At 71.0% G+C, this 25,004-nt stretch carries 23 protein-coding genes; 21 read left to right on the top strand and 2 right to left on the bottom strand.

The features are described 5' to 3' along the window. The first annotated feature begins 26 nt into the window (after positions 1 to 26). Both aroB and MYK68_RS10515 read left to right on the top strand, forming a co-directional pair. Positions 27 to 1,133 (top strand): 3-dehydroquinate synthase, encoded by a 1,107-nt coding sequence (gene aroB / locus MYK68_RS10520; protein ID WP_247868012.1) that lies wholly within the window; start codon positions 27 to 29, stop codon positions 1,131 to 1,133. Positions 1,134 to 1,381: 248 nt separating this feature from the next. Continuing rightward, positions 1,382 to 2,917, top strand: a complete 1,536-nt coding sequence (locus MYK68_RS10515) for a DUF726 domain-containing protein (protein WP_247863600.1) — start codon at positions 1,382 to 1,384, stop codon at positions 2,915 to 2,917. Positions 2,918 to 3,006: 89 nt separating this feature from the next. On the opposite strand, the gene MYK68_RS10510 is transcribed toward MYK68_RS10515, so the two are convergent. Continuing rightward, complete coding sequence (locus MYK68_RS10510; RefSeq protein ID WP_247863599.1) at positions 3,007 to 3,507, bottom strand: B-4DMT family transporter; 501 nt, start codon at positions 3,505 to 3,507, stop codon at positions 3,007 to 3,009. A gap of 42 nt (positions 3,508 to 3,549) precedes the next feature. Here MYK68_RS10510 and MYK68_RS10505 point away from each other — a divergent pair, with 42 nt between their 5' ends. The 10 genes from MYK68_RS10505 to pyrF all read left to right on the top strand — a co-directional run bounded on the left by MYK68_RS10505 (position 3,550) and on the right by pyrF (position 14,609). Next, a complete protein-coding gene (locus MYK68_RS10505) occupies positions 3,550 to 4,677 on the top strand; it encodes a M24 family metallopeptidase (RefSeq protein WP_440712303.1) in 1,128 nt (375 codons plus the stop codon). A 34-nt stretch (positions 4,678 to 4,711) separates the two neighbouring features. Further along, on the top strand, positions 4,712 to 5,275 hold the full coding sequence (efp, locus tag MYK68_RS10500) for an elongation factor P (RefSeq protein ID WP_247863598.1): 564 nt from the start codon (positions 4,712 to 4,714) through the stop codon (positions 5,273 to 5,275). 55 nt (positions 5,276 to 5,330) lie between these two features. Continuing rightward, positions 5,331 to 5,747, top strand: coding sequence for a transcription antitermination factor NusB (gene nusB, locus MYK68_RS10495; protein ID WP_247868010.1), 417 nt, complete (start codon positions 5,331 to 5,333; stop codon positions 5,745 to 5,747). Positions 5,748 to 5,832: 85 nt separating this feature from the next. Then, complete coding sequence (pyrR, locus tag MYK68_RS10490) at positions 5,833 to 6,390, top strand: bifunctional pyr operon transcriptional regulator/uracil phosphoribosyltransferase PyrR (protein ID WP_247868009.1); 558 nt, start codon at positions 5,833 to 5,835, stop codon at positions 6,388 to 6,390. Beyond that, a complete protein-coding gene (locus MYK68_RS10485) occupies positions 6,387 to 7,388 on the top strand; it encodes an aspartate carbamoyltransferase catalytic subunit (RefSeq protein WP_247863597.1) in 1,002 nt (333 codons plus the stop codon). The genes pyrR and MYK68_RS10485 overlap by 4 nt, the downstream gene beginning before the upstream one ends. Further along, positions 7,388 to 8,680: a dihydroorotase gene (locus MYK68_RS10480; RefSeq protein ID WP_247863596.1), complete on the top strand. Its 1,293-nt coding sequence runs from the start codon at positions 7,388 to 7,390 to the stop codon at positions 8,678 to 8,680. The genes MYK68_RS10485 and MYK68_RS10480 overlap by 1 nt, the downstream gene beginning before the upstream one ends. Next, positions 8,677 to 9,252, top strand: coding sequence for a PH-like domain-containing protein (locus MYK68_RS10475; RefSeq protein ID WP_247863595.1), 576 nt, complete (start codon positions 8,677 to 8,679; stop codon positions 9,250 to 9,252). Before MYK68_RS10480 ends, MYK68_RS10475 begins: the two co-directional genes overlap by 4 nt. Continuing rightward, entirely contained in the window at positions 9,249 to 10,445 is a 1,197-nt protein-coding gene (gene carA / locus MYK68_RS10470; protein ID WP_247863594.1) for a glutamine-hydrolyzing carbamoyl-phosphate synthase small subunit, read from the top strand. The genes MYK68_RS10475 and carA overlap by 4 nt, the downstream gene beginning before the upstream one ends. Positions 10,446 to 10,452: 7 nt before the next feature. Then, positions 10,453 to 13,803, top strand: a complete 3,351-nt coding sequence (gene carB, locus MYK68_RS10465; RefSeq protein ID WP_247863593.1) for a carbamoyl-phosphate synthase large subunit — start codon at positions 10,453 to 10,455, stop codon at positions 13,801 to 13,803. Further along, entirely contained in the window at positions 13,800 to 14,609 is an 810-nt protein-coding gene (gene pyrF / locus MYK68_RS10460) for an orotidine-5'-phosphate decarboxylase (protein ID WP_247863592.1), read from the top strand. The genes carB and pyrF overlap by 4 nt, the downstream gene beginning before the upstream one ends. Positions 14,610 to 14,849: 240 nt before the next feature. Here pyrF and MYK68_RS10455 read toward each other — a convergent pair whose 3' ends face one another. After that, positions 14,850 to 15,914 carry a polyhydroxyalkanoate synthase family protein gene (locus MYK68_RS10455; protein ID WP_247863591.1) on the bottom strand — a complete coding sequence of 355 codons (1,065 nt, stop codon included), beginning with the start codon at positions 15,912 to 15,914 and terminating at the stop codon, positions 14,850 to 14,852. Positions 15,915 to 16,132: 218 nt separating this feature from the next. Between MYK68_RS10455 and mihF the strand changes: the two genes are divergently transcribed. The 9 genes from mihF to MYK68_RS10410 all read left to right on the top strand — a co-directional run bounded on the left by mihF (position 16,133) and on the right by MYK68_RS10410 (position 24,943). Continuing rightward, positions 16,133 to 16,447: an integration host factor, actinobacterial type gene (mihF, locus tag MYK68_RS10450; RefSeq protein WP_005939231.1), complete on the top strand. Its 315-nt coding sequence runs from the start codon at positions 16,133 to 16,135 to the stop codon at positions 16,445 to 16,447. A 3-nt stretch (positions 16,448 to 16,450) separates the two neighbouring features. Beyond that, a complete protein-coding gene (gene gmk / locus MYK68_RS10445) occupies positions 16,451 to 17,041 on the top strand; it encodes a guanylate kinase (RefSeq protein ID WP_247863590.1) in 591 nt (196 codons plus the stop codon). Between the two features lie 38 nt (positions 17,042 to 17,079). Continuing rightward, positions 17,080 to 17,376 carry a DNA-directed RNA polymerase subunit omega gene (gene rpoZ / locus MYK68_RS10440; protein WP_247863589.1) on the top strand — a complete coding sequence of 99 codons (297 nt, stop codon included), beginning with the start codon at positions 17,080 to 17,082 and terminating at the stop codon, positions 17,374 to 17,376. Positions 17,377 to 17,384: 8 nt separating this feature from the next. Continuing rightward, positions 17,385 to 18,686 (top strand): bifunctional phosphopantothenoylcysteine decarboxylase/phosphopantothenate--cysteine ligase CoaBC, encoded by a 1,302-nt coding sequence (gene coaBC, locus MYK68_RS10435; protein ID WP_247863588.1) that lies wholly within the window; start codon positions 17,385 to 17,387, stop codon positions 18,684 to 18,686. A 9-nt stretch (positions 18,687 to 18,695) separates the two neighbouring features. Beyond that, on the top strand, positions 18,696 to 19,910 hold the full coding sequence (gene metK, locus MYK68_RS10430) for a methionine adenosyltransferase (protein WP_247863587.1): 1,215 nt from the start codon (positions 18,696 to 18,698) through the stop codon (positions 19,908 to 19,910). Positions 19,911 to 20,055: 145 nt separating this feature from the next. Beyond that, positions 20,056 to 21,999 carry a primosomal protein N' gene (locus tag MYK68_RS10425; RefSeq protein WP_247868008.1) on the top strand — a complete coding sequence of 648 codons (1,944 nt, stop codon included), beginning with the start codon at positions 20,056 to 20,058 and terminating at the stop codon, positions 21,997 to 21,999. A gap of 1 nt (position 22,000) precedes the next feature. Further along, on the top strand, positions 22,001 to 22,957 hold the full coding sequence (gene fmt, locus MYK68_RS10420) for a methionyl-tRNA formyltransferase (protein WP_247863586.1): 957 nt from the start codon (positions 22,001 to 22,003) through the stop codon (positions 22,955 to 22,957). Beyond that, positions 22,954 to 24,390, top strand: a complete 1,437-nt coding sequence (locus tag MYK68_RS10415) for an RsmB/NOP family class I SAM-dependent RNA methyltransferase (RefSeq protein WP_283255204.1) — start codon at positions 22,954 to 22,956, stop codon at positions 24,388 to 24,390. Before fmt ends, MYK68_RS10415 begins: the two co-directional genes overlap by 4 nt. A 4-nt stretch (positions 24,391 to 24,394) precedes the next feature. Beyond that, positions 24,395 to 24,943 carry a hypothetical protein gene (locus MYK68_RS10410; protein WP_247863585.1) on the top strand — a complete coding sequence of 183 codons (549 nt, stop codon included), beginning with the start codon at positions 24,395 to 24,397 and terminating at the stop codon, positions 24,941 to 24,943. Positions 24,944 to 25,004: the final 61 nt, after the last annotated feature.

Below are 25,004 nucleotides of genomic sequence, written 5' to 3'. Positions count from 1 at the left end.
CCCTGCCTCCCGAAGGAGAACCGTTCATGACCGAGCCCGTGAAGGTGGCCGTTCGCGCGGCCGCTCCGTACGACGTGATCATCGGCCGCGGCCTGCTGCCCGACCTGGCCGAGGCCGTCGCCACCGCCGATCACGTCGCGATCGTCTACCAGCCGCCGCTCAAGCAGACCGCCGAGCAGATCCGCGAATACCTCACCGAACGTGGGCTGGACGCGCACCGCATCGAGATTCCGGACGCCGAGGACGGCAAGGACCTGCAGGTCGCCGCCTACCTCTGGGACGTGTTCGGGCAGATCGGCATGAAGCGCAACGACAAGGTCGTCAGCCTCGGCGGCGGCGCGTGCACGGACCTCGCCGGCTTCGCCGCGGCCACCTGGATGCGCGGCATCGGCGTCGTCCACGTCCCGACCACGCTGCTGGCGATGGTCGACGCCGCCGTCGGCGGCAAGACCGGCATCAACACCGACGCCGGCAAGAACCTGGTCGGGTCGTTCCACGAGCCGGACGCCGTGCTGATCGACCTCGGCACCCTCGAAACGGTGCCACGCAACGAGATCGTCGCCGGCCTCGCCGAGGTGATCAAGACCGGGTTCATCGCCGATCCGGTGATCCTCGACCTCATCGAGAACGACCCGCAGGCCGCCCTCGACCCGGCCGGCGACGTGCTGCCCGAGCTGATCCGCCGCAGCGTGCAGGTGAAGGCCGACGTCGTCTCTGCGGATCTGAAGGAGTCGTCGCTCCGGGAGATCCTCAACTACGGCCACACCCTCGGGCACGCACTCGAGCGGCGTGAGCGGTACAAGTGGCGCCACGGCGCCGCCGTGGCCGTCGGCATGGTCTTCGCCGCCGAGCTGGCCCGGCTCGCCGGCCGCCTCGACGACGCCACCGCCGACCGCCACCGCACCCTGCTGGAGCTGGTCGGCCTGCCCACCGGCTACGACCCGGACGCCCTCGGCGACCTGCTCAAGTACATGGCCGGCGACAAGAAGAACCGCTCCGGCATGCTCCGGTTCGTCGTGCTCGACGGCCTCGCCCGCCCCGGCCGCCTCGAGGCCCCGGACCCGTCGCTGATCGCCGCGGCGTACTCCGCCGTCGCCGGCGAGTCGTCCCCGGGCGGCGTCTTCCTCGGCTGACCGGGAGTCGTAGCAACGCCCGTGCCCCGCTGCCGCGCTGCGAGGGCCGTCCTGCGAGGTAGATCGTCGCCTTTCAGTGGTGCTGTCGGAACCGCGATCTATAGTCGTCTCGTGCTGTACACACCACGGTGTGCAGGAACGGAGGGACGGCAGTGAGTGCCACGGTGTCAGTGACGATGGTGGGCGAGGGCCGAGTCGCATGCGTGCTTCGGTCGCCGATGGGCCGGCGACTGGAGCTGAGTGGACCGTTGGCCGGTCCGGTAGCCGAGGCGATCGAGGGCGACGACGAGATGCTCTCGAACGCCGCGATGGTGAACAACGCCTGGGCGTATGCCAAACACTCGATCGCTGCGCTCGAAGCGGCGGAACCGGACGACGAGAAGAGTCAGTTGGCGCAGGCCGGAGTGCACGAGGAGATTGCCAGGGAGATCTCGGGCTTCGTCGACCGGCTGACCACCGAAGTCGTGCTCGCTCGGTGGTGTTCGGGGTGCTTCGCCAAGACGACTCACCGGAAGGTCGCCGTCCGTCGCCGTCTGCCGACATACCTGTGCGCGAAGTGCGGGACGCCGACCCGAGTCTGCCCGGCTCCGGGATGTGCGCATATGGCCGTCCGCGGTCCCGGCTCCGTCAGGCTGCCCAAGTATTGCGCGGAGCATCGGCACGAACTTCCGAGCTTCGCGCGGGCCGCGGACAAGATCTCGGCACCGCATCGCTACCGGGACATCCTGAAGTACGACAGCGCCAACCTCGCGAGGCACTCGCGGCTCGCCGGCTTCGGCCTTCTCGGCGGCGCCGTGCTCGGCCCTGCCGCCTACGCGGCGGCTCCTGCGCTCGGCGGTCTGGTCGGCGTGACCTTCGGCGGCTATTCCGGGGCGGTGGCGACGAGCTGGGGATTGGCGACTCTCGGGGGTGGAGCGATCGGATCCGGCGGTATCGCGTTCGGCATGGCGGGTGGCACGGCAGTGATCACGGCCGCGGGTGCGGCGCTCGGGACCGCCTTCGGTGCGAGCCTGATCAATGCCTACGTGAGTGATGACCAGTCGTTCGGCATCCAGAAGTTCCGTGCCGGGAACGGTACGCCGGTGGTGATCGCGCGAGGATTCCTCACCCAGAACGCTCAGGACTGGGACACGGCCGTCGACATGGTCGAGGCCCGGTACCCCGATTCACCGGTGTATCTCCTGCACTGGGGGTCCAAGGAGAAGGAGAGTATCGCCAAGTACGTCTTCGCGAACATGGGCATACAGCAGGGAGCAGCCTTCGCCGGAGTCGGTGGGGCGATGGCGCACAAGGCGGCAGCCGCGGCCCTCGGTCCGATCGGCTGGGCGATGGCGGGCGCCGGACTCGCGAAGAATCCTTGGCATTCGGCGACGGTCCGCGCGGACAAGGCCGGCGCCGCACTCGCTGGAATCCTGGCGCGCACGGAGACCGACGAGGTCATCCTCGTCGGTCACAGTCTGGGCGGCCGGGTGATGATCACCGCCGCTGAGTCGATGGGGACCGACCCCGCTGCGCCTGCGGTCGCAGCGGTACACCTGGTCGGGGCGGCACGGGGCCGTGGCGGCGACTGGGGCAGGCTCGGACGCGCCGTGACCGGGGAGGTGCACAACTATCACTCCACCAACGACAAGGTCCTCAAGTACCTCTACAAGGGCGCGATGCTCGGTAGTGAGGCGGTGGGCGCCAAGGGTTTCGGATCGAGCTTCGCGAACATCGTCGATCACGATGTGTCATCGGACGTACTGGGGCACAGCGACTACTTCGACGACGTCACACTGGTCTGACCGCCGTTCTGGACCCCGGGCCGGTGCTCGGATGCCCGAAGGCCCGGTCCCCGTGAAGGGGGCCGGGCCTTCGGTGAAAGAATGACGGCTCAGGCGCCGGTCTGCACGACCTCGGTCGGCTGGGTGTGCAGTTCGTGGTGCGACCAGTCGGTGTCCTCGCCCTTGCGCTGCTCGCGGCGGACCAGGAAGCGGCCGGCGCTGACGCCGAAGAAGGCGGGCACGTACACCAGCAGCGTGATGAACGACGTTCCGGCGATCATCTCGATCCAGAACGACGCCTGGCCGATGCCGTCGAGCCAGTAGGTGCCGAGGATCCAGCAGATCAGGCACGACGTCCAGCCGGCCAGGAAGCCCGCCTTCAGCCAGCGCATGGTGAGGTCGTCGTAGTCGTCGGGGTCCGGATGGGCGCGCGCATCCTTGATACCGTCGTATCCGCCCCAGATCACCGCGATCAGCACGATCGCGGCGATGGCGATGGCCCGGTAGATCGGGGACTGAATGGGCCACGCGATCACCGCGAAACCCAGCAAGATGCGGGCCGCGATGTTGATGACCGACATGATGATACCGCGCAGTAGCCACGAGTCCATGTCGATACCGTACCGGCCTGAGACCTGTACAACAATCTTGGCATGCCTGTGTCTGGAGAATCCGTCCCCGTGTCCGCCCCCGCCCCCGCCTACGCCGCACGACGCGCCGCCGTCGCCGCCGGCCTGACCCGCCGCGGCGCCGACGCCCTGGTCGTCAGCGACCTGGTGAACGTGCGCTATCTGACCGGTTTCACCGGCAGCAACGGCGCCGTCCTGATCCGGGCCGATGGCGGCGGCACCGGTGACCGGATCGCCACCGACGGCCGCTACACCGCTCAGGTCGCGGCCCAGACGCCGGATGTGACGGCGGTGATCGCCCGCGACACGCTCGCCGCGCTCGTCGCCGAGGCGGCCGGCGCGCGTGTCGGCATCGAGGCCGACGCGGTCACCGTCGCCCAGTTCCAGACCCTGCGCGAGGAACCCGGCGGCGACGGCGCCACGCTGGTTCCCCTCCGCGGCGTGGTCGAGGAGTTGCGCGAGGTGAAGGACGACGGCGAGGTGGCCTTGGTCACGCGGGCGTGCGCGGTGGCCGACGCCGCGCTGACGGCGCTGATCGAGCGCGGCGCGATCGCCCCGGGCCGCACCGAACGACAGGTGGCGCGCGACCTGGAATGGGAGATGTACGAGCGCGGCGCGTCGGGCATCGCCTTCGAGACCATCGTGGCCGCCGGGGCGCACTCGGCGGTCCCGCATCACCGGCCGACCGACGCGGTGCTGGCGACGTCGGACCTGGTGAAGATCGATTTCGGGGCGATGGTCGACGGCTACCACTCGGACACCACCCGCACCGTGGTCCTGGGCGAACCGGCACCGTGGCAGCGGGAGATCCACGAGATCGTGCGTGTCGCGCAGGAGGCCGGAACGCGGGCGCTGACCCCCGGCGCCGACCTGCGCGCGGTGGACGCCACCGCTCGCCAGGTGATCGCCGACGCCGGATACGGCGAGTTCTACGTGCACGGCCTCGGACACGGTGTGGGCCTGCGGATCCACGAAGCGCCGGGGATCGGCGCCACCGCGACCGGTACACTTCTTCGAGGCGCGATCGTCACCGTCGAGCCGGGCATCTATCTGCCCGGCCGCGGCGGGGTGCGGATCGAGGACACCCTGGTGGTCACCGAATCCGGTTCGCGGTCGCTGACTCACACGCCACGCGAGCTGCGCGTGCTGTAGCGCACGACAGACAAGACTTATAAGGAGACCCCTCATGGCGACGACCGCCGATTTCAAGAACGGCCTCGTGCTGAAGATCGACAACCAGCTGTGGCAGATCCTGGAGTTCCAGCACGTCAAGCCGGGCAAGGGCCCCGCCTTCGTGCGCACCAAGATCAAGAACGTGCTGTCCGGCAAGAACGTCGACAAGACCTTCAACGCCGGCGTCAAGGTGGAGACCGCCACCGTCGACCGCCGCGACATGACCTACCTGTACAACGACGGGTCGGACTTCGTGTTCATGGACGGCGAGACCTTCGAGCAGATCTCGATCTCCCCTGAGACCATGGGCGACGGCGCCCGCTTCCTGCTGGAGAACATGAGCGTCCAGGTCGCCACCCACGAGGGCGAGCCGCTGTTCGTCGAGCTCCCGGTGACCGTCGAGCTCATCGTCGCCCAGACCGATCCGGGCCTGCAGGGCGACCGCTCCACCGGCGGCACCAAGCCGGCCACGCTGGAGACCGGCGCCGAGGTGGCGGTCCCGCTGTTCATCAACACCGGTGACAAGCTGAAGATCGACTCGCGCGACGGAAGCTACCTCGGCCGTGTCAACAGCTGATCGGCGCAACCCGGAGCCGCGCGGCCGCCATCGCCAGCGGCGCCGGGCCGTCGACATGCTGTTCGAGGCCGAGGCCAAGGGCGTTCCGGCGACCGACCTGATCGCCGAGCGTCGCGAGGTCTTCGACACCCACGACGCGGTCGGCGAGATGACCGGCTACGTGGTCCGGGCCGTCGAGGGCGTCACCGCCGATGCCGAGCAGGTCGACGCGGTGGTCGCCTCGCATCTGCAGAACTGGAAGTTCGAGCGGCTCCCGGCCGTCGACCGGGCCATCCTGCGCCTGGCGACCTGGGAGCTGCTGTACGCGCCGGACATCGACGTCAAGGTGGTCATCACCGAGGCCGTCAAGCTCGCCACCGAGCTGTCCACCGACGACTCGCCGGCCTTCGTCAACGGCGTCCTGGACCGGATCGCGGCGCTGGCCCCGCAGGTGCGCGCGGCCCAAATTCGCGGCGGCGACGCGGGGGAGTAGAGTCGCTTCCGGCAAATCCTTTAACGATCCGTCCCGTGAGGCGGAGAAGGAGGTCGGTCGCAAGGTGTCGCAAGATTCCGCACCGATGCATTCCCGGACGCTGCTGAGCACGTCCGATGTGGGTCGCACCATTGCGCGCATGGCGCATCAGGTGATCGAGAAGACCGCTCTGGACTCCGATCAGGCCGGCCCGGTGGTGATCATCGGAATCCCGACCCGCGGCACGTCTCTGGCCCGGCGGCTGGCCGCCAAGATCGCCGAGTTCAGCGGCGTCGAGGTGCCCACCGGCTACCTCGACATCACGCTCTACCGCGACGATCTGCGCGACAAGCCGCACCGCCCCCTCGAACGGACGCTGGTCCCCACCGGCGGTGTCGACGGGGCGCTGGTGATCCTGGTCGACGACGTCCTGTTCTCCGGGCGCACCGTGCGCGCCGCCCTCGACGCCCTCCGCGACCTGGGCCGCCCGGCCGCCGTACAGCTGGCGGTACTGGTCGACCGCGGTCATCGGGAGCTCCCGCTGCGCGCCGACTACGTCGGCAAGAACATCCCCACCTCGCGCGACGAGGACGTGGAGGTGCATCTCGCCGAGGACGACGGCGTGGACGAAGTGGTGCTGCGCACCCCGGGGGAGGACCGATGAAGCATCTGCTCTCGACCGCGGACCTGAGCCGCGACGACGCCGTCGAGATCCTCGACGAGGCCGCCCGCTTCGAGCAGGCGCTCGCCGGCCGCGAGGTCCGCAAGCTGCCGACGCTGCGCGGGCGCACCGTGATGACCGTGTTCTTCGAGAACTCCACCCGCACCCGGGTGTCGTTCGAGGTGGCGGGCAAGTGGATGAGCGCCGACGTGATCAACGTGAGCGCGTCGAGCTCGTCGGTCAGCAAGGGCGAATCCCTCCGCGACACCGCGAAGACCCTCCGGGCCGCGGGCGCGGACGCGCTGATCGTCCGCCACCCCGCGTCCGGCGCGGCCGCGCAGATCGCCCGCTGGACCAACGACGGCTCCGACATCCTCGGCCTCCCGACCACCGGACCCGCGGTGATCAACGCGGGCGACGGCACCCACGAACATCCGACCCAGGCACTGCTCGACGCCTACACCCTGCGCTCGCAGTTCGGCTCGCTCGACGGCCGGCGGATCGCGATCGTCGGCGACATCCTGCATTCCCGGGTGGCCCGCTCCAACGCCCAACTGCTGTCGACCCTCGGCGCCGACGTGGTGCTCGTCGCCCCGCCGACCCTGCTGCCCACCGGCGTCGAGACCTGGCCGGTACGGGTGAGCACCGAGCTCGACGCAGAACTGCCGGCCGCCGACGCGGTGATGATGCTGCGCGTGCAGGCCGAGCGGATGAACGGCGGCTTCTTCCCGAGCGCCCGCGAGTTCTCGGTCCGCTACGGCCTGAACGACACCCGGCTCGCCCTGCTTCCCGAGCACGCGAAGGTGCTCCACCCCGGTCCCATGCTGCGCGGCATGGAGATCGGGTTCGACGTCGCCGACGCTCCCCAGTCGGTGGTGCTCGACCAGGTCCGCGCCGGGGTGCACGTCCGCATGGCCGTGCTGTTCCGGCTCCTCGCCAGCGACGCGCACGAGGCCGCGGGCGACACCCCCGTTCATCACCAGGCAGGAGGGGTCCACTAGTGGCGGCCCACGGCAATGTCCTCATCACCAACGTTCGCCCGTACGGCGAAGGTGACCCGGTCGACGTCGCGGTCACCGACGGCGTCATCACCGGGATCGGCCCGGCCGGCACGCTGACCGCACCCGAGGGCGCCGGGACCGTCGACGGCGGCGGACACGTCCTGCTGCCCGGTTTCGTCGACCTGCACACGCACGTCCGCGAACCCGGCCGCGAGGACACCGAGACCATCGCGACCGGCTCGGCCGCCGCGGCCAAGGGCGGCTACACCGCGATCTTCGCGATGGCCAACACGAGCCCGGTCGCCGACAACGCCGCGATCACCGACCTGGTCTGGCGGATCGGCCAGGACGTCGGCCTGTGCGACGTCCACCCGGTCGGCGCGGTGACCGTCGGACTCGAAGGCACCCAGCTCGCCGAGATGGGCATGATGGCCGACGGCGTCGCGAAGGTGAAGCTCTTCAGCGACGACGGCAAGTGCGTCCACGACCCGGTCATCATGAAGCGGGCGCTGGAGTATTCGCGCGGCCTCGGCGTGCTGATCTCCCAGCACAGCGAGGATCCGCGGCTGACCGTCGGCGCGGTCGCGCACGACGGTCCCACCGCCGCGCGCCTCGGGCTGGCCGGCTGGCCGCGCGCCGCCGAGGAGTCGATCGTCGCCCGCGACGCGCTGCTCGCCCGCGACGCCGGTGCGCGGATCCACGTGGCCCACGCCTCCTGCGAGGGCACCGTCGAGCTGATCCGTTTCGCCCGGGGCCAGGGCATCGACATCACCGCCGAGGTGACCCCGCATCATCTGCTGCTCGACGATTCGCGGCTGGAGACCTACGACGGCGTCAACCGGGTGAACCCGCCGCTGCGCGAGGACCGCGACAAGCTGGCCCTGCGCGCCGCACTGGCCGAGGGCCTGGTCGACTGCGTCGCCACCGACCACGCGCCGCACGGCTCGCACGAGAAGTGCTGCGAGTTCAGCCAGGCCAAGCCGGGCATGCTCGGGCTGGAGACCGCGCTGTCGGTGGTCGTGGAGACGATGGTCCGCCCCGGCCTGCTCGACTGGCGCGGGGTGGCCCGCGTGATGAGCGAACGGCCCGCGCAGATCGTCGGGCTCGACGATCAGGGCCGCCCGATCGCCGTCGGCGAGCCGGCCAACCTGACCGTCGTCGACCCGGACACCGAGTGGGTGGTCGATCCGGACGAGCTGGCCAGCAAGTCGCGGAACACGCCGTACGCCGCGATGACCCTGCCCGGCGTCGTCGTCGCCACGATCCTGCGGGGGTCGGTGACGTACTCGTGAGCGACTGGCTGTACGACCTGATCATCGTCGTCGCGGTCGTCATCCTGTGGCTCGGTCTGGTGGCCCTCGCCCTGCGGGGCTGGCGCCGCCGTGGCCGCGCGCAGGCGCAGGCCGTCGGCGAGTTGCCGCCGGTACCCGCCGACCTCGGCGAGCCGGTCCGCGGACCGGAGACCGGCATGTACGTCGGCTCCACCCTGGCGCCCAGCTGGACCACCCGGATCGCCACCGGCGACTTCGGTGACCGGGCGCTGGTCGCCTACAGCGAGTACCCGGGCGGCATCCTGCTGGCGCGCACCGGCGCGTCGGACATCTGGATCCCGGCGGAGTCGATCACCGCGCTGCGCACCGAGAACCGCCTGGCCGGGAAGGTGATGAGCCGCGACGGCCTGCTCGTCATCCGGTGGCGGCTGGCGTCCGGCCTGGAGGTGGACTCCGGGATCCGCGGCGACGACAAGTCGGTGTACCCGGACTGGACGGCCCCCTACCGGGAGATCACCGAGGCCACCTTCGCGGCACTGAACGCCGGCGACAACGAGACCACAGCATCCGATACGAAGAGGAAGAAGTCATGAGCAAAGCGGTATTGGTGCTGGAGAACGGCAACATCCACACGGGTATGAGCTTCGGTGCCGAGGGCGCCACCTTCGGTGAGGCGGTGTTCTGCACCGCGATGACCGGCTACCAGGAGATGCTCACCGACCCGAGCTACCACAAGCAGATCATCGTCTCGACCGCCCCGCAGATCGGCAACACCGGCTGGAACACCGAGGACGGCGAAAGCCTGCTCGGCAAGCGGTCCGACGTGCGTTGGTCGGCCGAATTCATCGACCACGACGACCCGGGCAAGATCTGGGTCGCCGGCTACGCCCTGCGCAACCCCACCACGCGCGTCTCCAACTGGCGCGCCAGCAGCAGCCTCGACGACGAGCTCAAGGCGCAGGGCGTGGTGGGTATCGCCGGGATCGACACCCGCGCCGTGGTGCGCGTGCTGCGCGAGGCCGGTTCCATGCGCGCCGGGATCTTCTCCGGCGCCGCCGTCACCGACGCCGCCGACATGCTCGCCCAGGTCCGCGCCCAGGCGCCGATGTCCGGCGCCGACCTGGCCGGCGAGGTCAGCACCGAGCAGACCTACGTGGTCGAGGCGGCCGGTGAGCCGCGCTTCCGGGTCGCCGCCATCGACCTCGGGATCAAGGCCAACACCCCGCGCATGCTCGCCGCCCGCGGCGTCGAGGTGCACATCCTGCCCGCCGGGGCCACCTTCGACGACGTGATGGCCATCGAGCCCGACGGCTTCTTCCTGTCCAACGGCCCGGGCGACCCGGCCACCGCCGACGACGCCGTCGCGCTGACCCGGCGCGTCCTGGAGGCCGGCCTGCCGCTGTTCGGTATCTGCTTCGGCAACCAGATCCTCGGCCGGGCCCTCGGCCTGTCCACCTACAAGCTCAAGTTCGGGCACCGGGGCATCAACATCCCGGTGGTCGACCTGGCCACCGGCGAGGTGGCGATCACCTCGCAGAACCACGGCTTCGCCCTGGAGGGCAAGGCCGGCGACGAGTTCGACACCGACTTCGGCCGCGGCCGGGTGAGTCACGTCTGCGCCAACGACGGCGTGGTCGAGGGCGTCGAGCTGATCGACCGCCCGGCGTTCTCCGTCCAGTACCACCCCGAGGCCGCGTCCGGCCCGCACGACGCCGCCAACCTCTTCGACAAGTTCGTGTCCGCGATGGACGCGTACACGTCGGCCTCGACCACGGAAGGGAACTGATCCTCCGATGCCACGTCGCTCCGACCTCAACCACGTCCTCGTCATCGGCTCGGGCCCGATCGTCATCGGCCAGGCCTGCGAGTTCGACTACTCCGGCACCCAGGCGTGCCGCGTCCTCAAGTCCGAGGGCCTGCGGGTCTCGCTGATCAACTCGAATCCGGCGACCATCATGACCGACCCGGAGTTCGCCGACGCCACCTACGTCGAGCCGATCACCCCGGAGTTCGTCGAGAAGGTCTTCGAGACCGAGGCCGCCGCCGGTCATCCGATCGACGCGGTGCTGGCCACCCTCGGCGGCCAGACCGCGCTGAACACCGCCGTCGGCCTGCACGAACAGGGCATCCTCGCCAAGCACGGCATCGAGCTGATCGGCGCCGACATCGACGCCATCCAGCGCGGTGAGGACCGTCAGATGTTCAAGGACATCGTCGCCAAGATCGGCGGCGAGAGCGCTCGCTCGCGCGTCTGCCACACCATGGAGGAGGTGCACGCCACCGTCGCCGAGCTCGGCTACCCGGTGGTGGTGCGGCCGTCGTTCACCATGGGCGGCCTCGGTTCCGGCATGGCGTACGACGAGGACGACCTGAACCGGATCGCCGGTGGCGGCCTGGCCGCGTCGCCCACCGCGAACGTCCTGATCGAGGAGTCCATCCTCGGCTGGAAGGAATACGAGCTCGAGCTCATGCGGGACAACCGCGACAACGTGATCGTGATCTGCTCGATCGAGAACGTCGACCCGGTCGGCGTGCACACCGGCGACTCGATCACCGTCGCCCCGGCGATGACGCTCACCGACGTCGAGTACCAGCAGATGCGCGACCAGTCGATCGCGATCATCCGCGAGGTCGGCGTCGACACCGGCGGCTGCAACATCCAGTTCGCTCAGGACCCGCGGGACGGCCGGCTGGTCGTGATCGAGATGAACCCGCGCGTGTCGCGGTCGTCGGCGCTGGCGTCGAAGGCGACCGGGTACCCGATCGCGAAGATGGCCGCCAAGCTGGCCATCGGCTACTCGCTCGACGAGATCACCAACGACATCACCAAGGCCACCCCGGCCGCGTTCGAGCCGTCGATCGACTACGTCGTCGTCAAGGCCCCGCGCTTCGCGTTCGAGAAGTTCCCGGGCGCCGACGACACCCTCACCACCACCATGAAGTCCGTCGGTGAGGCGATGAGCCTGGGCCGCAGCTTCGCCGAGGCGCTCGGCAAGGTGATGCGCTCGCTGGAGACCAAGGCCGCCGGATTCTGGACCGAACCGGATCGGCCGGATCCGGCGACGCTCGATCTGCCCGCGCTCCTGGACGACATCCGGGTGGCCCGTGACGGCCGGATGTACAAGATCATGCAGGCGATGGAGGCCGGGGCCACCATCGAGCAACTGTACGAGGCCACCGCGATCGATCCGTGGTTCCTCGCCGAGATCGGCTGGATCGGACAGGTCGGTGCCGACGTGCGCGACGCCGACCGGCTCGACGCCGACCTGGTGCGCCAGGCCAAGTTCACCGGCCTGTCGGACCGGCAGATCGCCGCGCTGCGGGCCGCCGCCGGCGACGCGACCTTCGGTGACGAGGCCGCGGTCCGCGCGTTCCGCGCGGAGTGGGGGATCCGGCCGGTCTACAAGACCGTCGACACCTGTGCCGCCGAGTTCGAGGCCAAGACGCCGTACCACTACTCGAGCTACGAGCTCGACGAGGCGGCCACCTCGGAGGTCGCCGAGCAGCGTGAGCGCCCGAAGGTGATCATTCTCGGCAGCGGACCGAACCGGATCGGCCAGGGCATCGAGTTCGACTACTCGTGTGTGCACGCCGCGCTCACCCTGAGCCAGGCCGGCTACGAGACGGTGATGGTCAACTGCAACCCGGAGACCGTCTCCACCGACTACGACACCGCCGACCGCCTCTACTTCGAGCCGCTCACCCTGGAGGACGTCCTCGAGGTGATCCACGCCGAACAGGAGTCGGGGAACGTCGCGGGCGTCATCGTGCAGCTCGGCGGCCAGACGCCGCTGGGTCTGGCCGCGCAGCTGGAGGCCGAGGGCGTGCCGATCGTCGGCACCGGCCCGAGCGCCATCGACCTGGCCGAGGACCGCGGCGAGTTCGGCAAGGTGCTGGTCGCCGCCGGGCTGCCGGCCCCCAAGTTCGGCACCGCCACCACCTTCGAGCAGGCTCGCGACATCGCCGCCGGCATCGGGTACCCGGTGCTGGTGCGGCCGTCGTACGTGCTCGGCGGCCGGGGCATGGAGATCGTGTACGACGAGGCCGCCCTCGCCGACTACATCTCCCGCGCCACCGAGATCTCCGACGACCGGCCGGTGCTGGTCGACCGGTTCCTCGAGGACGCCGTCGAGATCGACGTCGACGCCCTGTACGACGGCACCGAGCTGTACATCGGCGGCGTGATGGAGCACATCGAGGAGGCCGGTATCCACTCCGGCGACTCGGCGTGCGCGCTGCCGCCGATCACCCTCGGCGGCGAGGAGATGGACGCCGTCCGGCGCTCCACCGAGGCGCTGGCCAGGGGCATCGGCGTGCGCGGGCTCCTCAACGTGCAGTACGCGCTGAAGGACGGCGTGCTGTACGTGCTGGAGGCCAACCCGCGTGCCAGCCGGACGGCACCGTTCGTGTCCAAGGCCACCGCGGTGCCGCTCGCCAAGGCGTGCGCCCGGGTGATGATGGGCATGACCATCGCCGAGCTGCGCGATCAGGGCGTTCTCCCGGCCACCGGTGACGGCACCGTGGTGCCGGTCGATTCGCCGGTCGCGGTCAAGGAGGCGGTGCTGCCGTTCAACCGGTTCCGCACGCCCGAGGGCGCCGTGGTCGACACGCTGCTGAGCCCGGAGATGAAGTCGACCGGCGAGGTGATGGGCTTCGACGCCGACTTCGGCCGGGCCTTCGCCAAGGCGCAGACCGCCACCTCCGGCGCGCTGCCCACGTCGGGTTCGGTGTTCGTCTCGGTCGCCAACCGCGACAAGGCCTCGGCCGCCTTCCCGGCCAAGCGCCTCGCCGACCTGGGCTTCACCGTCCTGGCCACCAAGGGCACCGCGGACGTGCTGCGCCGCAACGGGATCCAGGTGACCGAGGTGCGCAAGCACTACGAGGCCGCCGAGGGCGAGGAGTCGGTGGTCGACATGATCCGCGACGGCCGCGTCGACCTGATCGTCAACACCCCGGCCGGCAGCTCCGGCCCGCGGGCCGACGGCTACGAGATCCGTGCCGCGGCGATGACCGCGGGTATCCCGTGCGTCACCACGGTTTCCGGCTTCGGGGCGGCCGTGCAGGGTATCGAGGCCGCGCTCGGCGCGACGATGGGCGTGGAGTCCCTGCAGCGCCGCCACGCCGTGCTGCGCGGCGGCAAGTGAGCGCCGGCTTCGCGGCCGCCTACCGGTCGGCCGTGGCCGACCGGGGGCGGCTGTGTGCCGGTATCGACCCGCATGCGGCGCTGCTGGAGCAGTGGGGCCTGCCGGTGTCCGTCGACGGCCTGCGCGCCTTCGCCGGCGCCTGCGTGACCGGTCTGGGCCCGGTGGCGGCGGTGATCAAGCCGCAGGTCGCCTTCTTCGAGGCCTTCGGCTCGGCCGGTTTCGCGGTGCTCGAGGAGACCATCGCCGGCTGCCGGGAGGCCGGGGCACTGGTGCTGTCGGACGCCAAACGCGGCGACATCGGCACCACCATGGCCGCCTACACGACCGCCTGGCTCGACGACGCGTCCCCGCTGTGCTCCGACGCGGTCACCGTGTCGCCGTACCTGGGCTTCGGTGCGCTCGACCCGGCCGTCGCCCAGGCCCGCGCTACCGATCGGGGGGTGTTCGTGCTCGCCCGGACCTCGAACGCGGAAGGCGCCGCCCTCCAGCGAGGGGTGGCGCAATCCATCGTCGACGCCGCCGCGGCCGTCAACGCCGACGGCTCCGGCACGGCCGGCGTCGTCGTCGGGGCGACACGGGAGCACGGCCTCGACCTGTCGTCGCTGGGCGGCCCGATTCTGTCGCCCGGCCTGGGCGCGCAGGGCGCCACCGCGGCCGACCTGACCGCCATCTTCGGTGACACCGCCGACCTGTCGTGGCTCCTCCCGGCCGCCTCACGCAGCATTCTGCGCGCGGGCCCCGATCCGGCGGCCCTGGCCGCCGCCGCGCGGGCCACACGCGACGAGATCGAGTCGGCGCTGCGCTGACCGCGCCCGCGGAGCGCCCCTTTCGACACGGTCTCGTTTGGCGGCTGTCCTCAGCAGCTGCCCCGGGTGGTCATCAACAGCCCGTTGACGAGTGGTCATCAGCAGCCCGCCCCGCCGGACGGGCCCGCTAGGGCCCGGCCGTGTCGAAACGACCCCTGAATTGGCGGGCTCGGTGGCGGCTCAACGGGCTGCTCGGGTCCAGCTGTCAGGTCGCCCCGCCGGTCAAGCCGCCTCGCCGCGCTAGAGACGCTCGGCGTCGAGCCGGGCGCGGAACGTGGCGATGGCCGGCCAGGTGTGCTCGGCCGCGTCCGGACCGGTCAGCAGGCCCAGGTGGCTCGACGTCACCGCGTGGAACTCCACCCGCGCGGACGAGGAGAACAGTTCCTCACCGTGTCGTACGGCGCCGTACGGCGCGATCGGGTCGCGCGGGCTGCCGACCATGAACACCGGCGCGGTGATCGACGTGAGGTCGACCGTGACGTCGTCGAACTGGAGCAGTCCGCGACTGACCTCGTCGCGGATCACGAAGTTGACGAGCATCTGCTCGGCGACCTTGCCCGGATAGCCGGGGAGGGACCGCTGGAAGCGGTCGATCACCTGCATACGCGCCAGCGCCTCGGTGTCGCCGAGATTGGCCAGGATGTACCACGGCTTGGTCAGCTCGCGCTGCCATGCGAAGCCCCGGTACACGGTGCGCACGATCGGCGCGGGAATGCCCGCCATGGCGCGCAGCGCGTACGTCGCCGGGCGGCCGCCGGTCGGGCCGAGCAGTTGCCGGACCAACGGATACGGCGGGATCTGCATGTAGTCGAGGGGTGTGCCGACGCTGATCACCGAGCGGATCGGCAGGCTGCGGTCGTGCGCGGCGGTCAGGAAACTGAGGGTGCCGCCCAGGCTCCAGGCCATCAGATCCAGCGCATCGCCGGGGCCGCGGAAGTCATCGACCACCTCGCCGATCGCGCGTGGGATCAGCGTGTCGAAGTAGTCCTCGAAGCCCAGTCCACGCTCGGCCCGGCCCACGTCACCGAAGTCGATGACATATGGAATAGTGCCGCTGGCCAGCAGAAACTCCACCACGGAGTTGCCCGGAGCCAGGTCGTAGCACGACGCGGGCACGGCCAGCGGCGGGACCAGCAGCACCGGCACCGCGCCGGCCTCCCGGGCGGCGCCGAGTTGGTCGGCGGTGCCGTAGCGGAGCAGCCGGGCGTGCGGCCGATCGGACAGCACGACGGACTCCGTCGCCGTGCGCGGCGCCAAGTCGTCGCGGAGGACTCGCGTGAGGGTGACCAGGTCGGACTGTCGCATGGTGCGACAGGCTACCGATGGACCCGGAGTGCGACGCGCCCAGGGGCGGTGTTCGGTTCTCTCAGGGACGCGGGGTACCGTCTGTCCTGGTCATGACGAGAATAGATAGAATCGTCGTGCATCTCGGCGGGCCGGATCGACCCGCGGAGCGAAGCCGCCCGGTGCTCATATAGCGTCGGGGGACCAACCGAACCGAACCAACGAAAGGCGGAGGAACCGTGGCGCTTCCCCAGTTGACAGACGAGCAGCGCGCAGCAGCGCTCCAGAAGGCAGCCGAGGCCCGTCGCGTGCGTGCCGAGCTGAAGGAGCGCCTCAAGCGTGGCGGCACCGATCTCAAGCAGGTCCTGGCTGATGCCGAGGAGAACGAGATCCTGGGCAAGATGAAGGTCTCGGCGCTGCTCGAGGCGCTGCCGAAGGTGGGCAAGGTCAAGGCGCAGGAGATCATGACCGAGCTGGAGATCGCTCCGACTCGTCGTCTCCGCGGCCTCGGCGACCGCCAGCGCAAGGCTCTGCTCGAGAAGTTCAGCTCCTGAGCTGTGCCTGCTGAGCGATCCGCACAGGATTCCCGACCGAGGGGCCGACTGGTTGTACTGGTCGGCCCCTCGGCCGTCGGGAAGTCGACCGTCGTGACCCGGGTGCGCGAGCTGCTGCCGGAACTCACCTTCTCGGTGTCGGCCACCACGCGCGCCCCGCGGCCCGGTGAGGTCGACGGCCGCGACTACTACTTCGTCTCGCGCGCCGACTTCGACGCGATGATCGAGCGCGGCGAGATGCTCGAGTGGGCCGACATCCATGGCGGACTGCAACGATCGGGCACTCCGGCAGGACCGGTGCGGCGCGCCCGGGAGAGCGGTACGCCGATGCTCGTCGAGGTCGATCTGGCCGGCGCACGGCAGCTGCGGAGCTCGCTGCCCGAGGCCGTGACCGTCTTCCTGGCGCCGCCGAGCTGGACCGAGCTGGAGCGGCGCCTCACCGGCCGCGGCACCGAGACGCCGGAGGCGATCGCCCGCCGCCTGCAGACCGCGAAGGTCGAGATGGACGCCCAGGACGAGTTCCAACACGTCGTCGTGAACGACGATGTCGACGCTTCCGCCCGGACCTTGGTAAACTTGCTAGTCGGCCGCTGAGTGGCCGCACCCTAACGAACTTTGCAGGAGAACAACGCGTGAGCACCGAAACCGGGATCGAACTGGATCTCGTCGAAGAGACCGTCTACGACACCCCGCTGGGCATCACCGATCCGCCGATCGACGAGTTGCTCGAGCGCACCTCCTCCAAATACGCCCTGGTGATCTACGCGGCCAAGCGCGCGCGCCAGATCAACGACTACTACAACCAGCTCGCCGAGGGCCTGATGGAGTACGTCGGGCCGCTGGTGGAGCCGGGCGTGCACGAGAAGCCGCTGTCGATCGCGATGCGCGAGATCCACTCGGACCTGCTCGAGCACACCGAAGGCGAATAGGCCCCCTCGTGGGTGACGAGACCGCTCGCCGTCACGTCATCGTCGGGGTCGGCGGCGGCATCGCCGCGTACAAGGTCTGCTCGGTCATCCGGCACTTCACCGAGGCCGGGCACGACGTCCGCGTGATCCCGACGCGCAGCGCCCTGAAGTTCGTGGGCGCCGCCACGTTCGAGGCGCTGTCCGGCAATCCGGTCACCACCGAGGTCTTCGACGACGTCGACGAGGTGGCCCACGTCGCCCTCGGACGACAGGCCGACCTGGTGGTGATCGCTCCGGCGACCGCCGATCTGATGGCGCGTGCCGCCGCCGGCCGCGCCGACGATCTGCTGACCGCCTCGCTGCTGACCGCCCGCTGCCCGGTGCTGTTCGTGCCGGCCATGCACACGGAGATGTGGGAGCATCCGGCGACCGTGGCGAACGTCGAGACCCTTCGGCGGCACGGCGCGACCGTGCTGACTCCCGCCTCCGGGCGGCTGACCGGTGCCGACACCGGTGCGGGCCGGCTGCCCGAACCGGCGGAGATCGGTCTGCTGGGCGACTTGCTGCTGACCCGGCCCGACGCCCTTCCGCGCGATCTGGCCGGCGTCCGCATGCTGATCAGCGCCGGCGGGACTCGCGAGGCGCTCGATCCGGTGCGCTATCTCGGCAATCACAGCTCCGGCAAGCAGGGCTACGCGTTGGCCCGCGTCGCCGCGCAGCGCGGCGCCCGGGTGACCCTGGTGTCGGGCGCGGTGAGTGAGCCCGGCGAACCGGCCGCCGTCGACGTGGTGCACATCGACTCGGCGGCGGCGCTGAACGAGGAGATGACGGCCAGAGCCGCCGGCGCCGACGTGGTCATCATGGCCGCCGCGGTGGCCGACTTCCGCCCGGTGTCCGTGGCCGGTGCCAAGATCAAGAAGGGCGCGGACGGGCCGTCGCCCATCGAACTCGACACCAACCCGGACATCCTGGCCGGCCTGGTCGGCGCCCGCCGAGACGGCCGCATCCCCGCCGAGACGGTGATCGTCGGCTTCGCGGCGGAGACCGGCGACGCCGACGGCGGCGTCCTGGATCACGGCCGGGCGAAGCTCCGGCGCAAGGGCTGCGATCTGCTCGTGGTCAATGCCGTCGGCGAGGGCCGCGCGTTCGGTACCGAGGACAACACCGGCTGGGTGCTGTCCGCCGACGGAACCGAGACCGGATTGCCGTACGGCTCAAAGACATTGATGGCGAGCAGAATCCTTGACGAAGTCTCCTCGCTGGTGCCTGATAGTGGGGGCACCGAAGCCGATCACCCACTTTCCCAGCTTTCCACCGACCCCGTTCTCTGAGAGGAACCGATGACCGCGTCCGCGTCCCGCCTGTTCACCAGCGAGTCCGTCACCGAAGGACATCCGGACAAGATCTGCGATGCCATCAGTGATTCGATTCTCGACGCGCTGCTGTCCCAGGATCCGGGTGCCAAGGTGGCCGTCGAGACGCTCGTCACCACCGGCCAGGTGCACGTCGCCGGTGAGGTGAACACCACCGCCTACGCCGACATCCCGACCATCGTGCGTGAGAAGATCCTGGAGATCGGTTACGACTCGTCGACCAAGGGCTTCGACGGCGCGTCGTGCGGCGTCAACGTCGCGATCGGCGCGCAGTCGCCGGAGATCGCCCAGGGCCTGACCGCGTCGCACGAGGCGCAGACCGGAACCCACGCCGACGAGATCGACCTGCAGGGCGCCGGCGACCAGGGCCTGATGTTCGGCTACGCCACCGACGAGACCCCCGAACTGATGCCGCTGCCGATCGCGCTGGCCCACCGGCTGGCCCGCCGGCTCACCGAGGTCCGCAAGGACGGCACCCTGCCGTACCTGCGCCCGGACGGCAAGACCCAGGTCACCATCGAGTACGCCGACGACGTGCCGGTCCGCCTGGACACCGTCGTCGTCTCCACCCAGCACGCCGCCGACATCGACATCGCCGGCATGCTGACGCCGGACATCGAGAAGCACGTCCTGGCCCCGGTGTTCGCCGAGCTGGACCTGCCGACGCCGCTCGACACCAGCAGCCCGCGCCTGCTGGTGAACCCGACCGGCAGCTTCGTCCTCGGCGGCCCGATGGGCGACGCCGGACTGACCGGACGCAAGATCATCGTCGACACCTACGGCGGCATGTCCCGCCACGGCGGCGGCGCGTTCTCCGGCAAGGACCCGTCGAAGGTCGACCGCAGCGCCGCCTACGCCATGCGCTGGGTCGCGAAGAACGCCGTCGCCGCCGGCCTCGCCAAGCGCATCGAGGTGCAGGTCGCCTACGCCATCGGCAAGGCCGCGCCGGTCGGGCTGTTCGTCGAGACCTTCGGCACCGAGAAGATCGACGTCGGCACCATCCAGAAGGTGATCTCCGAGGTCTTCGACCTGCGTCCGGGTGCGATCGTCCGCGACCTGGAGCTGTTGCAGCCGATCTACGCCGCGACCGCCGCCTACGGCCACTTCGGCCGCACCGACGTCGACCTGCCGTGGGAGCGCACCGACCGCGTCGCCGAACTCCGCGCCGCCGCCGGCCTGTAGCCGGCTCCCGGCGGATGAGGACCCCAGCCCGCACCGTGTCGAAACGCCCGTCTAGGTCGAGGAGCACCCCGTGGCCGGTGAGTCCGCCAAGGACAAGCACCGGCGCCTGCCCGCGCCGGAGAACCCGGTCGCGCGGGTGCTCCCGATGCTCGGCCTCGCGCATCTCGACCGGCCCTTCGACTATCTCGTCGACGAGGCGATGGATTCCGATGCCCAGCCGGGTGTCCGCGTCCGCGTCCGGTTCTCCGGCCGGCTCGTCGACGGCTTCGTGCTGGAACGCCTTCCGGAGAGCGATCACGGCGGCAGGCTGGCCTGGCTCGACCGCGTCGTCTCACCGGAACGCGTTCTGACGCCCGACCTCGCACGACTCGCCCGGGCCGTCGCCGATCGGTACGCGGGCACCATGCCCGACGTCCTGCGCCTGGCGATCCCGCCGCGGCACGCCCGCGTGGAGAAGGCCGATCCGCGCGGCGATCCCGAACTCGAGATCGTCGCCCCGTCGGCCGAGCGCTGGCACGCGTACGACGGTGGCGCCGAATTCCTTGCGGCCCTGCACGATGCCACCCTGCACCCGCGGGTGTGCTGGCAGGCCCGGCCCGGCGAGGACGTTGCCGCCCGGCTCGCCGAACTGGCCGCCACGGTCGCCGCGCAGGGGAGAGGCGTGGTGATCGTCGTCCCCGATCAGCGTGACCTGGACCGGCTCGACGCCGCCTGCCGGCCGCTGCTCGGCGACTGGTGCATCACCCTGGCCGCCGGTCTGGGGCCCACCGCGCGCTACCGCCGCTGGCTCGCGGTGCTCCGCGGGCAGGCACGGGTGGTGATCGGCACCCGCAGCGCCGTCTTCGCGCCGGTCGCCGACCTGGGCCTGACCGTCGTGTTCGACGACGGCGATCCCAGCCTCGACGAGCCGCGCTCGCCCTACCCGCACCCGCGCGAGGTCGCGGTGCTGCGGGCTCACCAGAGCGCGTCGGCGCTGGTGATCGGCGGCTTCGCCCGCACCGCGGAGGCGCAGGCGCTGGTCGAATCGGGCTGGGCGCGATCGCTCACCGCACCGCGCGAGACGATCCGGGCCGACATGCCGCGCGTGGAGGGCATCTCCGACGACGACCGGCGCGTGGCCGGCGACCCGCTCGCCCGCTCCGCGCGCATCCCGGCGATCGCCTTCGACGCGGCCCGGCGCGCCCTCGCCGACGACGCCCCGGTGCTGTTCATCGTGCCGCGGCGCGGCTATCTGCCGTCGGTGGCCTGCGCGCGGTGCCGGACGCACGCGCGCTGCCGGTCGTGCCACGGTCCGCTGCAGATGGGTGATCGCGGCGATCTGTCGTGCCGGTGGTGCGGGCGGCTGGAGACCCGCTTCGTCTGTCCGGCGTGCGGCGGTACCGCGGTGCGCGCCTTGATGATCGGTGACAAACGCACCGCGGAGGAGCTGGGCCGCGCCTTCACCGGGATACCGGTGGTGACGTCCGGCGGCGACAAGATCGTCGATGAGATCGACGCCGGTGCGCGCGTCGTCGTCGCCACGCCCGGTGCGCAGCCGCACGCGGCCGGGGGCTACGGCGCCGCCGTGCTCCTCGACACGTGGGCACAGCTCGACCGGCAGGATCTGCGCGCCGCCGAGGAGGCGGTGCGCACCTGGATGTCGGTGGCCACCTTGGTGCGGCCGCACGGTGACGGGGGCCGGGTGGTGATCGTCGCCGACGCGACGTTGCTGCCGGTGCAGGCCCTCATCCGCTGGGACCCGGCCGGTTTCGCCGGGCACGAGCTGGCTCTGCGCCGGGAACTGCGCTTCCCGCCCGCGGTCACGATGGCGTCGATCGACGGGCCGCCGGCGGCGATCAGCGCGTTCCTGGGCATGGTCGACACGCCGCCCGGGGCGCAGCAGCTGGGACCGGTGCCGCTGCCGCCGGGGGTGCGTCCGCCGGCCGGTGCCGAACCGGGGGAACCGCTGGAGCGGGTCCTGCTGCGCACCGACCGCGGCCACGGCCGCGATCTGGCCGCGGCGCTGCGGGCGGCCCAGGTGCTCCGGCACGCGCGCCATGAGGACACCGCGGGTATTCGGGTCCAGGTGGACCCGCCTACGATCGGTTGACATGAGAGTGGTGTTCGCGGGTACCCCGCACCCGGCCGTCCCGACGCTGCGGGAACTGATCGACTCCGACGATCACCGCGTGGCCGGGGTGATCACCCGGCCGGACACCGTCGCGGGCCGCGGCCGCAAGGCCGTGCGCTCACCGATCGGCGAGCTTGCCGACGAGCACGCCATCGAGGTGATCACGCCCCGGCGGATGAGCGATCCCGAGGTGGCCGAGGCCCTCGCGCGCTGGAACGCCGACCTCGGCGTCGTCGTCGCCTACGGCGGGCTGATCCCCGCCGAGGTGCTCACCGCACTGCCGTACGGCTGGGTCAACCTGCACTTCTCGCTGCTGCCGGCCTGGCGCGGAGCCGCCCCCGTGCAGGCGGCGATCGCCGCGGGCGACGAGGTGACGGGCGCCAGCGTGTTCGCCCTGGAAGCCGGGCTCGACACCGGGCCGGTGTTCGGCCAGTTCACCGAACGCATCCGGTCCACCGACACCGCCGGTGATCTGCTCGACCGGCTGGCCGAGGCCGGAGCGGCGTTCACCCGCGACGTGGTCGACGGGATCGCCGCCGACCAGCTGTCGCCGGTGGCGCAACCGGGCGACGGGGTGTCGTACGCGCCGAAGATCACCGTCGACGACGCCCAGGTGCGGTGGGATCTGCCGTCGCACGTCGTCGACCGGGCGATCCGCGCACATACGCCCGCGCCCGGGGCGTGGACCAGGCTGGGTGACGCGCGGATCAAGCTCGGTCCGGTGACCGTCGTCGACGACGCCGAGCCACCCGCGGGGATCACCGCGCCGAAAGACCTTGCCCCCGGGGCGATCTCGGCGGGGAAGAAGGCCGTCCACGTCGGCACCGCGTCGGGTGCGGTGCGGCTCGGCTGGGTGCAGCCGCCGGGCAAGATAGCGCAGCCCGCCGCTGACTGGGCGCGCGGCGCGCGGCTCACCGGCGAGGAGCGCTTCGCGTGAGCCGGGACGACCGGCGCCGCCGGGATGATCGGGGCGGCCGGGACAAGAAGCCGCAGGACAAGAAGCTCCGCACCAAGGAACTCGATCCCGAACGCGTCGTCGCCCGCGATGTGCTGCGGGCCGTCCGGGAACGCGACGCTTACGCGAACCTGTTGCTGCCCAAGCTCCTTCGTGAACGACGGATCACCGGCCGCGACGCCGCGCTGGCCACCGAACTGACCTACGGCACCGCGCGGAGCACGGGACTGCTCGACGCCGTCATCGCGTCCGCGGCGGGCCGCCCGGTCGCCGAGATCGACGGCGAACTGCGCGACGTGCTGCGTCTGGGCGCCTACCAGCTGCTGCGGACGCGGATCGGCTCACACGCCGCGGTGTCCACCTCGGTCGACCTGGTGCGCAGCGAGAAGGGAATGGGCCCTTCGGGTTTCGTGAACGCGGTGCTGCGCAAGATCTCGCAGCGCACCGAGCAGCAGTGGCTCGACACGCTCGCCCCGTCGATCACCGACGACCTGATCGGGAACCTCGCGATGACCTACGCGCATCCGCGCTGGATCGCCGAGGTGTTCGCCGAGGCGCTCGGCGGCTCGGCCGGTGAACTGCAGGCGGCGCTGGCGGCCGACGACGAGCGGCCGATCGTGCACCTGGTGGCCCGGCCCGGCCAGATCAGTGCGGAGGAACTCGCACTGGTCAGCGGCGGTGAGGAGGGCCGGTACTCGCCGTACGCGGTGTACCTGCCCGAGGGTGATCCGGGGCAGCTCGACGCCGTCCGCGAGGGCTTCGCGGGTGTCCAGGACGAGGGCAGCCAGCTGGTGGCGCTCGCCCTGACTCGTGCCGAACTCGTCGGCGAGGACGGCGGCCGCTGGCTCGACCTGTGCGCCGGGCCGGGCGGCAAGGCCGCCCTGCTCGGGTCGCTCGCCGGCCTCGACGGTGCCCACCTCGACGCGGTCGAGATCTCCGAGCACCGCGCCGGACTGATCGAGAAGGTGGTCGACGGGCTGCCGGTCACCGTGCACGTCGCCGACGGCCGCGCCACCGGCCTGGAGCCGGGCTACGACCGCATCCTGGTCGACGCGCCCTGCTCCGGGCTCGGCTCGCTGCGCCGCCGTCCCGAGGCGCGCTGGCGGCGGCAGCCGTCGGAGATCGGTGAACTCGTGGAGTTGCAGACCGCGCTGCTCACCGAGGCGCTCCGCCTGGTGCGCCCCGGGGGCGTCGTCGTGTACTCGACGTGTTCCCCGCACCCCGCCGAGACCACCGCCGTGGTCGCCTCCTGCCTGAACACGTCCGGTGAGACCACCCAACTCGACGCCCGGCCCTTCGTCGCGGGCGACATGGTCGACCCGGAGAGTCTGGGCCCCGGCCCGTACGTCCAGCTCTGGCCCCATCGCCAGGACACCGACGCCATGTTCCTCGCCGTCCTGCGCAGGGATGCCTGACACCGTGAGCCAGTTCCTGCAGTTCTATTTCTCGCTCGACGACTCGGGTGCCGCCGCCGAACGGCAACTCGCCGAGACGGTCCGCCTGGTGCTCAGCGCGGACCCGGACGACGACCCGGTGGAGCCGGGCGGCCCCGTCGACGAGGCCCGCCTCGCGGAGATCATGGCGATCGCGCACGCCGCCGCCTCCGACGGCAACCCGTTGCCGCTCGACGAGCGCGGCGACGTCTCCGTCGACCTCGGCCCCGGTGCGACGGTCAGCGCCTTCTCCGACAGCGTGCCGCCGGAGTGCCCGCGGTGCCACGAACTGCTGACCGACTGGGATCCGCAGGACTGGTGGGACGGCGGCGAGGAGCCGACCGAGGAGTGCCCGTCCTGTGGGTTCACCGCGCCGATCGGCGACTGGCACATCGGCAGCACCCCGTACGCCCGCACCGACTGCGGTCTGGTCCTGGTCGACTGGCCGAATCTCGAAGAGTACGGGCCGGAGCTGCACGACGCCCTCCTGGCCTCGGTGGGTTCCCGCCCCCGCTACGTCTCCGGTCACCTCTGACGCCCGGCCCCGCGTCCCGCGTCCCGCGCCTGCCGCCCGAAGCCCCGGGAGCGGTGACCGG

The organism is Gordonia sp. PP30 (genome assembly GCF_023100845.1).
GTDB lineage: Bacteria > Actinomycetota > Actinomycetes > Mycobacteriales > Mycobacteriaceae > Gordonia.
This window is presented reverse-complemented; position numbering and strand designations above follow the sequence as displayed.